This window comes from Burkholderia sp. IT-111MI5 (assembly GCF_949752865.1).
Taxonomy (GTDB): domain Bacteria; phylum Pseudomonadota; class Gammaproteobacteria; order Burkholderiales; family Burkholderiaceae; genus Burkholderia; species Burkholderia pyrrocinia_C.
In genome coordinates, this window is sequence record NZ_CATKIF010000011.1 from 91,190 (window position 1) to 103,552 (window position 12,363).

Here is a 12,363-nt window from a genome sequence, read left to right on the forward strand (position 1 = left end):
GTTGTCGTCGGGCGTGAGGCGTCGCTGCCGGTGCGCCCGTCGCGCGATTGCGCGATCGAACGGTATGCAGGAACGGGGCCAGCGTGAATCGGTGCGGTGCGGGGTGGTCGGGCAGGGGCGGAAGTGTGCGACGCACTATTGCGCTATACGCTTCTCAGGAAGCGATATGACGAGAGTCCGTGCGTGAATTTGCTGCGGTTGCGCAGTCGCGGGCCGGGTGAGACGCCGGGACGTTCGTCTCAGCGAAATGAGACGAATCGCGAGACGAACGGCGTTGGTGCGATTCGAAGCGCGCTCAGGCGACGACTTCGTCCACCGCGACCGGCGCGAGCGGCGTGAATCCGGCGGCGCGGTACAGCGGCTGACCGGCCTCGGTCGACACGAGCCACACACGCCGCGCGCCACGTTGGCGCGCGTGCGCGACGATCGCGGCGAGCAACTGCATTGCGAGGCCACGGCGCCGGTATGCGTCCGCCGTCCCGACCCGGTCGACGACGATATCGCGCGCCGACGCGAAGCCGTAGCGCGCGGTGGCCGCGATTTGCTCGTCCAGCCGGTGCGCGAACAGGAACGCGGCCGGATTCGGCTGGAACGGCGGAAATGGGGCGCTCGCATTGAACGCGTCGATGTCGCTCGACGCGCGACAGGCGAGTGCTTTCGCGAGGGCGTCATCGCCGGACAGCACGCCGATATCGGCGGCCATGAAATGCTCGTCCGACAGCCGGCGCGTCCTGCCTTGCAGCGCGGGCGGCAGCGGTGCGGCGCCATAGCGCGTGATCCATGCGCCGACGGCGAACGGGCCGTCGCTGCACACGGGCGCGCCCTCGATCATGAAATGCTCGAAAGGCCGGCCCATGCCGCCATCGAACTGTACGACGTGGCCGTCCGGGCTGTCGTGCAGCGGCGCGTCGCGCCGGTCGCGCGCGGCGCAGTACCCGGCGATGAAGGTGCGCACGGCGGCCTTGCGGTGGAGGAAGGTCGACCAGACCGAGTCGAGCGGAAGCGTGGCGTCAGCGGGGGAGGCAGTCGGCATGCGTATGTACGCGGCGGCGTCGGGGCGAAGCCGACAGCTTAGATCAGGATGCCGTCGCTGTCGCGCCGGCCCATTGCAGCGATCGGCGAAACGCATCGTTGCGCAACTTTCCCTTTACTTGAAGTTAACTTCAATTTGTATCATGTGCGCCAGTCCGATCGCGGCCGCCGTCGCCGGCGCGGCGATCGGACTGGCGCCGGTGCCGTTCAACCTGCACGTCAATCCTTCAAGCATGCCGAACACCATGGAAAGCCCGATCTGCGAAGAAGATGTGTCGTGCGAAGCGCCGGCATCTGGCGAACACGATGCGATGCCACTGCACGGCGGCGGCGTCGGGCATCCGCTCGTGACGATCGGCCGCGCGCCGGTTCGGGGGCATGCCGCGGCCGCGATGTCGCCGTTGCGCCCGCAACTGTTCGTCACGGTGCTGGAGGCTGGCGATGACGGGTTGCTGATTCGCTGGGTCGAGAGCGGCCGTTGCCATTACGGCGAGCAGCGCTGGCGCCTGCGTGTCGCGTTGCAGCCGGGCCGCTGTGCGATCTCGGGGCGGTCGATCGAGCCCGGCGAGCCGGTGTTCCGGCCGGTGCGGCGGCCCGTGCCCGCGAATGGCGACGAGATGATCTGCCCGGCGTCGCTGCCGTGCGCGGCTGGCGCGGCGCGGGCGGACGTTGCGCCCGAGGACGACACTGCGCGGGATCCGGCCGACGTTCTCGACTGAACGCCGGCCGGCCGCTGCGCCGCGCTACTTCTTCAGATCGTGCCGGTACTGGATGAACCCGGCATTGTTCGCGAGCCTGTCGTACAGCGCGCGCGCGGTCGTGTTGGTTTCATGCGTGAGCCAGTACACGCGGCTCGCGCCGGCTTCGCGGGCGCGTTCGTACACGGCCTCGATCAGCGCGCCGCCCGCGCCTTGCCCGCGTGCGTCGGGCGCCGTGTACAGGTCCTGCAGGTAGCAGTACGGCCCTTCGGTCCAGCACGAGCGGTGGTAGATCGAATGCACGATCCCGACCAGCGCGCCCGATGCGTCGAATGCACCGAGCACGAACATCGGCTCGGCGGGATCCATCAGGCGCGCCCACGTCGTCGCGAACACGGCATCGCTCAGCGCGGTGTCGTAGAACTTCTGATAACCCTGCCACAGCGGGCGCCACGCAGCTTCGTCGGCGGCGACGAGCGGGCGCACCGTGACGCGCGTCGCGTCGTTCGCGCGGGCGGCCGCGTCGCGCGCGTTCGCCTGCGCGTGGCGGATCGCGGTGAGCGACCGGCGCTGCTCGCCCTGTGCGTCGAAGTTCTCCGGCGCGAGCCACGCGTCGAACGCGGCGCGTACAGCCGGCCATTCGCCGTCGACGATCGAATACCACGCGGTGTCGCGACTGCGGCCCTTGTAGACGATCGCCTGCCGGAACGTGCCTTCGTAGCGGAAGCCGAGCCGCGCGGCCGCCTTGCGCGAGGGCGCGTTCAGGTCGTCGCACTTCCATTCGTAGCGCCGGTAGCCGAGCGTGTCGAACGCATACTTCATCAGCAGGTACTGCGCTTCGGTCGACACGGGCGTGTGCTTGAGCAGCGGCGAGAACGTGACGGAGCCGACCTCGATCACGCCGTTGGCCGGATCGATGCGCATCAGCGCGAGCGTGCCGACCGCGCGGCCCGTGGCAACGTCGATCACCGTGTAGTGCAGCGGATCGGCGCTTGCCTGCGCGCCGCGCGCGTAGTCGCGGTAGCCCGACTCGTCCGTGTACGGCCCGTGCGCGAGATAGGTCCAGTCGCTGCCGTCGGGCGCCTGCGCGTAGGCGGCGTACAGGTCGGCCGCGTGACGCTCGGCGTCGAGCGGTTCGAGCCGGCAGTAGCGGCCCTCGAGCACGATGCGCTCGGGGCGCGGGCGCGCGGACCAGTCGGGAACGGGGTGGCCGATGGGTTGCTGGAAGGCGTTGGTGAGCGTGGACAAGGTCGATCTCGCTTCGGTTGGCGGCCGGCGACATGCCGGCATGCAGACGATCGTAGTCGTGACGAGGTACCATGAAAAGCGCCACAGATCGGCAAATTTATGGTGCCACGCCACGGGCGCCACTAGCCGTGCGCCGTGCTCCGACACTTTCACGCTGCGATGTTCCGATGACGACTGCCTTTCCTTCCGGCGACTCTCCGTTACTGCCGCTCGACGCGCCGCTGGCGCGCACGCCGGGCGCGCCTTCGCTGCAGCGCCAGTTGCTGCGCCGCGTGCGCGACGCGATTCTCGGCGGTGCGATGCCCGCCGGCACGCGGCTGCCCGGCACGCGCGCGCTGGCCGAGACGCTCGGCGTGTCGCGCAATACGACGGCCGCCGTCTACGAGCAGCTCGTCGCCGAAGGCTTCCTGCAGTCCGACCGCCGCGGCACGCGCGTGGTCGGGCTGTCGCGGCCGGCGCCGCCGCGCCGGCGTGCCGCGCCGCCGGCCGTCGCGCAGCGGCTCGGCCGGATTCGCCCGAGCCTCGTCGGCAGCGGCGAATCGGAGGGCTTCCGGCCGGGCGTGCCCGCGCTATCGCATTTCCCGGTAGACGCGTGGCGGCACGCGATCGACCGCGCGCTGCGCCGCGCCGCCCGTGACCTGCTCGCCTATGGAGATCCGCTCGGCGAACGCGCGCTGCGCGAATCGATCGCGCGGCACCTGGCCGTGACGCGCGGCGTGCGCTGCGATCCCGAGCAGATCGTGATCACCGAAGGCGCGCAGGGCGCGATTGCGCTGTGCGCGCAGTTGCTGACGAACCCGGGCGAGACGGTGTGGGTCGAGGAGCCCGGCTATCGCGGCGCGCGCACCGCGATGCAGGCAGCCGACCTCGATGTCGTGCCGATGCCGGTCGACGCCGAAGGGCTGCGCGCGGAAGAGGACGACTGGCGCGAGCGGACGCCGCGCCTCGTCTATACGACGCCGTCGAACCAGTTCCCGACCGGCGCCGTGCTGTCGATCTCGCGGCGGCTCGCGCTGATCGATGCCGCGCGCCGGCATCGCGCGTGGATCATCGAGGACGACTACGACAGCGAATTCCGCCACACCGGCGAGCCGATCGGCGCGATGCACGGGCTCGCGCCCGATTCGCCGGTGGTCTACCTCGGCTCGTTCAGCAAGACGATGTTTCCGGCGCTGCGGATCGGCTTTCTGGTGCTGCCCGAGGCGCTGCTGGCCGCGGTGCGGACGGTGTTGCCGGAGATGCTGCGCGGCGGGACGCGCCACGTGCAACTCGCGCTGGCCGATTTCATCGAGACAGGCGAGTACGGCCGGCATCTGGGGCGGATGCGCCGGCTGTATCGCGACCGGCGGCGGTTGCTGCTCGCCGCGCTCGGCGGCAGCCTGAGCGTGCCGCACCAGGTCGAGGGCGGGCCGTGCGGTTTGCATCTCGCGCTGCGGCTGCCCGCGCGCTACCGCGACCGCGCGATCGTCGACGCGGCGCGCGCGCATGGCATCGGCCCGTTTCCGCTGTCGGGTTTTTCGATTCATGCGGAGTCGGCGGCCAACGGGCTCGTGCTCGGCTTCGGCAATACGTCGGCCGATGCGTTCGAGCCGATGTTGCGGACGTTGTCGGCGATCGCGGAGCGGGTCGGCGGGGATTGAACGGTCGCCGGACTTGTGCGGATTGACGAATCGCGCGCTTTGTTCGAAACGAACGCCGTCGCGGCTCCGCGGCCGCTGAATCACCCGGCATGCGGGTTTTGATTCGTATGTTCCATCGGGCCGCGTGGACTATAAATGGATGCGTGTACCGGTGCTTGTCGGGTGCCTGCGCGTCTCGCGCAAGTCGGCGCCGCGACTGCCGGGGGAGGTGCACCGTGGTTCGCCAGACGCTTGCTCGCGCCGTGCTTCGCACCGCGTTGATCGGGGGCGTATTTGCCGGTTTCTTGCTACCGCCGCCAGCCGCCATTGCGGGGACCCTCGCACCGCCCGTCAAACCTGCCATGAAGGAAAGGCCGGCCGCCGCGCCTTACGCGATGCCGGTCGATTTTCCGGCGATCGTCGACCGCTACGGCCCGGCGGTCGTGACCATCATGACCGCCGCGCCCGACCAGCAGGCCGGCGGGCCGTCCTTCGCGATTCTCGATCCCGACGATCCGCTCGCCGCGTTCTTCCGGCGCGGCGCGCCCGCGCCCGCGCAGGGATCGCAGGCGCCGCCGCCCGACACGGCGCTGCGCGCGGTATCGGGCAGCGGCTCAGGCTTCATCGTCAGCGCCGACGGCCTGATCCTGACGTCCGCGCACGTGGTCGACGATGCGACCGACGTGACGGTGCGGCTCACCGACCGCCGCGAATTCAAGGCGACGGTGCTGGCCGTCGATCCGCAAAGCGACGTCGCCGTGCTGCGTGTCAACGCAACGAAGCTGCCGTTCGTGCGCATCGGCGATTCGGCGAAGGTGCGTGCGGGTGAGCCGGTGATGACGATCGGTGCGCCGGACGGATCGGGCAATACGGTCACGGCCGGCATCGTCAGCGCGACGTCGCACCGGCTGCCGGACGGCAGCGCGTTTCCGTTTTTCGAAACCGATATCGCGCCGAATCCCGACAACTCGGGCGGCCCCGTGTTCAATCGCGCGGGCGATGTGATCGGCATTGCGGTGCAGGTCTATACGGGCGCCGACCGCTACGCGAGCATGACGTTCGCGATCCCGATCGCGTTCGCGGCAAAGGTGCGTGCGCAGCTACAGACGCAGATGCAGGCGCAACAGGCGCAGGCTCAGGCGCCGGCGCAGGGCGCGCCGTCAGTCAACGCGTTCGGCGTCGACGTGCAGGATGTCGGCATCGGGCTGGCCGCGGCGTTCGGGCTGCCGCGTCCGGCGGGCGCGCTCGTCAACGGCGTCGCGCCCGGCTCGCCGGCCGCCGCGGCCGGCGTGAAGCCCGGCGACGTGATCGTGAAGCTGGGCGACAAGGCGATCGGCCGCTCGGCCGAACTGAACGACCTGGCCGCCGCGCTGTCACCCGGCGAGAAGGCGTCGCTGCGGGTGATTCGCAAGCGCGCGCCGGTGATGCTGACGATCACGGGCGCCGACGACGCGGCCGGCAGCGTGGGCACGACAGTCGGCATGATTGCGCCGAAGGCCGCTGCACGGCCGGGGGCGGGCGAAGGCGGCGATCGCCTCGGGCTGACGATGCATGCGCTGAGCGACGACGAGCGCCGCTCGACGGGGCTCGCGGTCGGGATGATGGTGGACGCGGTGCACGGCCCGGCAGCGAGGGCGGGCATCCAGCCGGGAGACGTCGTGCTCGAGATCAACGACACGCTGCTCGAGACGCCGGACGACGTGCAGTCGCTCGAAGCGAACGGCACCGTGATCGCGCTGCTGATCCAGCGTAATAACGCGAGGAAGTTTGTGTCGGTGCGGGTGCGGTAGGGGGGTGACGTGGCTGGCATCGTGCGCCTGCCATCGTCCAGTATCGCTGGCAGACGGCCAGGCGTTCAGGAGCCATCCCGCATGAAAGCGGCGTTCTTTATCGTAGTTGTATGCAGGCGCAGGGGCTGGTAGAGGCATATCGCGCCGGCATCCATGCGCCCCCGACTTGTTCGGGGGTTTTTGGGGGGGGCTTCGTGGAATTCAGTGGATGTCGCTTGCCGACCCGGAGCGGACGGTCTGCATTCTCCCAAACGGCCATTCGAGCATGCTACGCCGGCTTGCTATCATGGCACTTGGCTCCATCCGCAAGATGCGGTGCGTGGAACCCACGGAGAAATATCTGCATGGAGAAGTTAAGGGACAATCAGCCATTAGGCGTCTTTTCCGACGTTAGAGGCCACTTCCGGTCCGAATATCAGATCGGGCGCAGGTTGGTCTGGGTGAGATGTCACCATCGCCTGAATTGCTTGGAGTGCGTTGGCAAGACCGATGAGATCTTGCCCAATATATGGGCCGCAATACCAGATGCGATCGCCATTGCTGAGGGCTATTCCAGGAATCAGATCCCCGATTTCTGGAGGACGCACGATAAATCTAAACGGGAAGGGCCACGCCTGGACGTGTGGGGTATAGCCGTTACGCCGGAACTTGGCGAAGCAAGCTTCGATATTTCTCGCAATCACAGCTTCGATTACTCGTCACCGACCTTTTTCAAGGACGATTACTGGAACGACCAGCCGGTTTTACTACCTGAGTTGCCTGCCCCCTATCACGTGTACGTCATCCGAAACGGGGCCGGCCAACTCAGCGTCGCCATCGATCGATAGCGAGAGCTTATCTTAAGCGATACGACGGGCCGTAAATGCTTACATCACCGGATTAGCGCTAGCGTCGATAACAATCCCCCCTTAACCCGACCGTCCGCTCCTGGCCGATTACCGCCCGACGCGGTCAGCACATGCTGCCATGACCAGACCTTCGCCCAGTTCGAAAGGAAATGCAAAGCGTCGAGGAGCATCCTGCTTCCACTCCGTCAAAGCCCGCAGCGCTTCGCTGCTAACCGAAAGTCGCCGCTATCAGGTGCCGTTCAGAGTATGCAATCAAGGCGAATATGATCAGCCCTGTCACGATCCCTGCAACGCGCCCGGTCGTGACATTCGTCGATTTGGCCACGATATCGCCGGCATTGCGCCGTTCTTTAAGGCGATTCATGGCGTAAAGCACGGCAGCCAATGCCGCCGCCCGGACAATTGCACTCTGAATAGTCATATATCCCCCGGCTGATCTATTTGATCTAGTGTGTCGTCGATAGATGGTTATCAGGCGACGGCGAACCATTTTGTTGGTATGCGCCTTTGAGATGCTCGCGAGGGCAATTGTGGACGATTTGAGTCACGGTGTCGAACGACCGTTCATGGCCGAACGCAGACGCTCTTTCTCGCACCCCCAAGAAATCCGCGAAGAACTTTTTTCCATTGCGCACCCCCCACGCGGCGCGTGCGCGGAGGACATTCGCTTGCAACCGAACCTGCCGATCGATTCCGCTGCGGCTTCGCCGCGCCACGCGACGCTGATCCTGCTGTGTGCGTTCTCGGTGCTGCCGCTGAGCCTGTTCCTGCCGTCGCTGCCGGCGATCGCGCGCGACTTGCGCGCCGACTATGCGCTCGTCGCGCTGTCGCTCGGCGGGTACGCGGCGGTGGCCGCGTCGCTCGAGTTCGTGATGGGGCCGCTGTCGGACCGGTTCGGGCGAAGGCCGATCGTGCTGGCGAGCGTCGGCGTGTTCGCGCTCGGCTCGCTCGGTTGCGCGATGGCGACCGATATCCGCGTGTTTCTCGCGTGCCGGCTGATGCAGGCGGCGATCACGTCGGTCTATCCGGTGTCGATGGCGACGATCCGCGACACCGGCGGCGGCGGCCGCGCGGCGAGCCGGATCGGCTATGCGGCGATGGCGGCCGCGTTCGCGCCGATGCTCGGCCCGACGCTCGGCGGCGTGCTCGATCAGACGGTGGGCTGGCGCGCAAGCTTCTGGTTGCTCGGCGCGGCCGGCGTCGTGCTGTTCGGCTGGTGCGCGTTCGATCTCGTCGAAACGCACACGAACCGGTCGTCGAGTCTCGGGCGGCAGCTTCGCGCGTATCCGGCGCTGCTCCGCGCCCGCCGTTTCTGGGCCTATGCGCTCTGCATGGCGTTTTCGACGGGCTCGTTCTACGCGTTCCTGGCCGGCGCGCCGCTCGCCGCAAAAACGCTGTTCGGCATCGCGCCGGCGGAGATCGGTTTCTACATGGGGACGATCACCGCCGGTTTCGTGTGCGGCAGCTTTCTGGCCGCGCGTTTCGCGCGCCGCTACGCGCTGGCGACGACGATCCTGTGCGGTCGTGTCGTCGCGTGCGCGGGGCCGCTGATCGGCCTCGCGCTGGTATTTGGCGGCGCGACGCATGCGATCGCGTGGTTCGGGCCGTGCGTGCTGGTCGGCATCGGCAACGGGCTGACCAATCCCGGCGCGCATGCCGGCGCCGTGTCGGTGCGGCCGGAGCTGGCGGGCAGCGCGTCGGGGCTGGCCGGTGCGATGACGATCGCCGGCGGCGCCGCGCTGTCGTCGTTGACGGGCGCCGTGCTGACCGCCGGCAACGCGGGTTATGCGCCGCTCGCGATGATGCTGCTGTCGGCGGCGATCGCGCTCGCGGCCGCCGTCTGCGTGCGCGTGTTCGACGCGCGGGACGCCGGGCAGTGAACACGGATGCGGCCCGCTACCGCGCCGCGCGCGATTGGCGGACAATTCATCGAACGCCGGGAGACGACGAACCATCCGCGAGCTGTATTCCCCGACGCGCGAAGGGCGACTGGGCGAGGATGCGATGATCGACTTTTCTGATTTCCAGCGGGAAATTGCCGACGCCGCGAGGGCGACGTTCAAGGCGCTGCGGGCGTTGCACCCGGACGAGCATTTCTACGCGTTCGCGCTTTATACGGACAGCGGCGCGATGACGGTGGTGCCGGCGGCCAATTCGGTCGAAGGGCTGAGCCGGGTCCGCGCGCAGCAGGCGGTCGCGGACGACGATCCGGATCCGTGGTACGTGTGGGGCTGTCCCGAATGGGCGTACGCGGCGGCGGAAGCGTCGCCGTTCAACGTGATCTGCGGCAAGCTGGCCGACGAAGTGCTGAGCCCGACGTTTGTCCGGTCGAGGTTCGCGGAGTTCTCCCGGCAACTCCACACCGACATGATCGAGGCGTTGCGGCTGCTCGATCGCGACGGCCTGTTCGGCACGGGCGAAGCAAGGGACGCCATCACGCTGTTCGTGTCGATCAGCGACGACGACGCAGCCGAGGCGCTGGAAAACGAATCGGCGAAAGCGCTGAATCCGCCGGCCGTCGCCGACACATTCCTGCGCCGCTACGACTGAGCAACCGGAATGCCGTTGCGGCCGGCCAGAGCCGCAACGAGCAACGAGCAACGCACAACGCACGGCGGGCGCTGCATCGGCCCGCGTGCGTGCCTTTTAGATCCGTTACGGCTTCGCGCCGACGACGAACTCGAACGCAGCGACGCCGTCGACGCCGCCCGTCACGCGGTCGCCCGGCTGCAGTGCGCCGACGCCGGCCGGCGTGCCGGTGAAGATCAGGTCGCCGGCCTTCAGCTCGACCGAGCGCGACACGTACGCGATGACGTCGGGCACGGCCCAGATCATGTCGGCGAGATCGCCTTGCTGGCGCGTTTCGCCGTTGACCGCGAGCCAGATGCGGCCGGCGGCCGGGTGGCCGGTGGCCGTCGCCGCGCGCAGCGCGGTCACGGGGCCCGACGCGTCGAAACCCTTCGCCCAGTCCCACGGACGGCTCAGCTTCTTCGCTTCGGCCTGCAGGTCGCGGCGCGTGAGGTCGACGCCGACGCCGTAGCCCCACACGTGCGACAGCGCGTCGGCCGGGTCGATCGACCGGCCGCTCTTGCCGATCGCGACGACCAGCTCGATTTCGTGATGGAGATCGCTCGTCAGCGGCGGATACGGGACGGTGCCGCTTGCCGGGACGATCGCGTCGGCCGGCTTCGTGAAGAAGAACGGCGGCTCGCGGTCGGGATCGGCGCCCATTTCGCGGGCGTGGTCGGCGTAGTTGCGGCCGACGCAGAACACGCGGCGCACCGGAAAGCGCGCGGACGACTGTTCGACTTCGACGGAAGGACGCTCGGAAGCGTCGATGACATAGGCGGACATCGGATGGCCTCGTTCGGTGGGTAGACGGATGCCGGCGCCCGTGCGGCGCACGGGCCGGCATGCGTGCAACGATACCCGACGCGCGTGCGGCCGGATGCGACGCAACTGCGTTTTACCGGGACAAAACTACGCGTCGGCGGATGCCGGTGCGTCGTCGCCGTCCGGCAACGCGGCGTTCGCGTCGCGGTACGCCTTCGGCGACACGCCGACCCGCGCGCGGAAGCGCCGCGCGAAATACCCTTCGTCGCGAAAGCCGACCGAGCGCGCGATGTCCGCGATGCGCCGGCTCGTGTGGGCCAGCAGCGATTGCGCGAGCGCGATCCGGCGCTCGGTCACGAGATCGGTGAACGTGCTGCCGGTTTCCTTGCGGACCAGATGCGCGAGGTAGTTCGGCGACAGGAACGCGGCCTCGGCGGTCGCGGCGAGCGTCAGGTCCTCGCGGGTCAGGTTCGCACGCACGTGCCGCAGCACGCGCGCGAGCGCGTCGCGCCGGCCCGCGCGCTGGGCGCCGCGCTGCGCGAGCTTGTCGAGCGCGCCCGCGTACTGCGTGCAGACGAGCCCGATCAGCTGCAGCAGGTAGCCGCGCAGCAGCGTGGTCGAGCCGAAGGTGCGCACGCGATCGGTATCGAGCATGCACAGCGCGAGGCGGCGTGCTTCGTCGTACGTGTCGCCGGTCAGGATGAAATCGAGATGCTCCTGGAAGCGGAACGGCGTCAGCTCGGGAAAACGGTGCGCGGGCACGTCCTCGAGATCGAGCGGATCGACGTCGAGATCGGCGCGCAGGAACGCCTGGCTGAAGTTGATCACGATGAAGTGCGCGCCTTCCGGATGCGGGATCAGGTGCTCGCGGTGCGGCAGCACGAACGCGAGCGCGCCGCGCGGAAACGGCCGCGTGACGCCGCCGATCCGCTGCTCGGTGTCGCCGCCGAGGTTGAACTGGATCTGGAAATACGCGTGCCGGTGCGGCTCGGTGATCGCCTGGCGCGACGCCTGGTCGCGGATGTAGAAATCGAGCCGGTCGCTGCGTTCGGGCATCCCGTACAGGCGCGGCGGGGCGGTGGATGGCATGAAGGATTCTGCGGTTCGTGACGCGGTTGAGCCGCGATGGTACAGCGAACCGGGCGCGGCGGGGATGGGCGGGGATGGACTGGGCCGGCCGATCAACCCGTAACCAGCGGCGCGACCCGGCGGCGCAGCTCGGGCACGACGTCGGCGTCGAACCACGGATGGTGCTTGAACCACGCCTGGTTGCGTGGCGACGGATGCGGCAGCGGCAGCACGCCGGGGCCGTAGTCGCGCCATGCGTGCACGGTGTCGGTCAGCGTCGCCTTGCGCGTGTCGCGCAGGAAATGCCGCTGCGCGTACTGGCCGATCAGCAGCGTCAGCCGGACCGACGGCAACTCGGCAACCAGCCGGTCGATCCACAGTTGCGCGCATTCGGGGCGCGGCGGGTTGTCGCCGCTCGTGCCGCGGCCCGGGTAGCAGAAACCCATCGGCACGATCGCGAAGCGCGTCTCGTCGTAGAAGGTATCGGCATCGACGTCGAGCCAGCCGCGCAGCCGCTTGCCGCTCGCGTCGTCCCACGGGATGCCGCTTGCATGGACGCGCGCCCCCGGCGCCTGCCCGACGATCAGGATCCGCGCGTCGCGATGCGCGCGCACGACCGGGCGCGGGCCGAGCGGGAGCTCGGCTTCGCATGCGCGGCACGCGCGGATTTCGGTGAGCAGCACGTCGAGCGGCGCGCGTGTTCGTTTCGGCATCGGTTCGGATCGGG

At 68.6% G+C, this 12,363-nt stretch carries 12 protein-coding genes; 6 read left to right on the forward strand and 6 right to left on the reverse strand.

Annotated elements, in window-relative coordinates:
* Positions 1-295: 295 nt before the first annotated feature.
* Complete coding sequence (locus ACM6JT_RS08620; RefSeq protein WP_414856279.1) at positions 296-1,033, reverse strand: GNAT family N-acetyltransferase; 738 nt, start codon at positions 1,031-1,033, stop codon at positions 296-298.
* 232 nt (positions 1,034-1,265) lie between these two features.
* On the opposite strand from ACM6JT_RS08620, the gene ACM6JT_RS08625 reads away from it, so the two are divergent.
* Entirely contained in the window at positions 1,266-1,751 is a 486-nt protein-coding gene (locus ACM6JT_RS08625) for a DUF3331 domain-containing protein (protein WP_105392412.1), read from the forward strand.
* Positions 1,752-1,775: 24 nt separating this feature from the next.
* Here ACM6JT_RS08625 and ACM6JT_RS08630 read toward each other — a convergent pair whose 3' ends face one another.
* A complete protein-coding gene (locus tag ACM6JT_RS08630) occupies positions 1,776-2,978 on the reverse strand; it encodes a GNAT family N-acetyltransferase (RefSeq protein ID WP_414856280.1) in 1,203 nt (400 codons plus the stop codon).
* Positions 2,979-3,145: 167 nt separating this feature from the next.
* Here ACM6JT_RS08630 and ACM6JT_RS08635 point away from each other — a divergent pair, with 167 nt between their 5' ends.
* The 3 genes from ACM6JT_RS08635 (at position 3,146) to ACM6JT_RS08645 (ending at position 7,214) form a co-directional block, all read left to right on the forward strand.
* Complete coding sequence (locus ACM6JT_RS08635; protein WP_034180225.1) at positions 3,146-4,618, forward strand: PLP-dependent aminotransferase family protein; 1,473 nt, start codon at positions 3,146-3,148, stop codon at positions 4,616-4,618.
* Positions 4,619-4,833: 215 nt separating this feature from the next.
* Entirely contained in the window at positions 4,834-6,387 is a 1,554-nt protein-coding gene (locus tag ACM6JT_RS08640; RefSeq protein WP_175747779.1) for a trypsin-like peptidase domain-containing protein, read from the forward strand.
* A 344-nt stretch (positions 6,388-6,731) separates the two neighbouring features.
* Positions 6,732-7,214: a hypothetical protein gene (locus ACM6JT_RS08645; RefSeq protein ID WP_059475359.1), complete on the forward strand. Its 483-nt coding sequence runs from the start codon at positions 6,732-6,734 to the stop codon at positions 7,212-7,214.
* 229 nt (positions 7,215-7,443) lie between these two features.
* Here ACM6JT_RS08645 and ACM6JT_RS08650 read toward each other — a convergent pair whose 3' ends face one another.
* The gene (locus ACM6JT_RS08650; protein ID WP_059855597.1) at positions 7,444-7,656 is read right to left on the reverse strand and encodes a hypothetical protein; all 213 of its coding nucleotides are present in this window, start codon (positions 7,654-7,656) and stop codon (positions 7,444-7,446) included.
* Between the two features lie 247 nt (positions 7,657-7,903).
* Here ACM6JT_RS08650 and ACM6JT_RS08655 point away from each other — a divergent pair, with 247 nt between their 5' ends.
* The gene (locus tag ACM6JT_RS08655) at positions 7,904-9,115 is read left to right on the forward strand and encodes an MFS transporter (protein ID WP_131948898.1); all 1,212 of its coding nucleotides are present in this window, start codon (positions 7,904-7,906) and stop codon (positions 9,113-9,115) included.
* A 124-nt stretch (positions 9,116-9,239) separates the two neighbouring features.
* Entirely contained in the window at positions 9,240-9,785 is a 546-nt protein-coding gene (locus tag ACM6JT_RS08660; RefSeq protein WP_034180219.1) for a DUF4303 domain-containing protein, read from the forward strand.
* Between the two features lie 105 nt (positions 9,786-9,890).
* Here ACM6JT_RS08660 and ACM6JT_RS08665 read toward each other — a convergent pair whose 3' ends face one another.
* The 3 genes from ACM6JT_RS08665 to ACM6JT_RS08675 all read right to left on the reverse strand — a co-directional run bounded on the left by ACM6JT_RS08665 (position 9,891) and on the right by ACM6JT_RS08675 (position 12,349).
* Entirely contained in the window at positions 9,891-10,589 is a 699-nt protein-coding gene (locus ACM6JT_RS08665; RefSeq protein ID WP_034180218.1) for a fumarylacetoacetate hydrolase family protein, read from the reverse strand.
* 126 nt (positions 10,590-10,715) lie between these two features.
* On the reverse strand, positions 10,716-11,657 hold the full coding sequence (locus tag ACM6JT_RS08670; RefSeq protein ID WP_034180217.1) for a helix-turn-helix transcriptional regulator: 942 nt from the start codon (positions 11,655-11,657) through the stop codon (positions 10,716-10,718).
* A gap of 92 nt (positions 11,658-11,749) precedes the next feature.
* Positions 11,750-12,349 carry a uracil-DNA glycosylase family protein gene (locus ACM6JT_RS08675; protein WP_414856281.1) on the reverse strand — a complete coding sequence of 200 codons (600 nt, stop codon included), beginning with the start codon at positions 12,347-12,349 and terminating at the stop codon, positions 11,750-11,752.
* Positions 12,350-12,363: the final 14 nt, after the last annotated feature.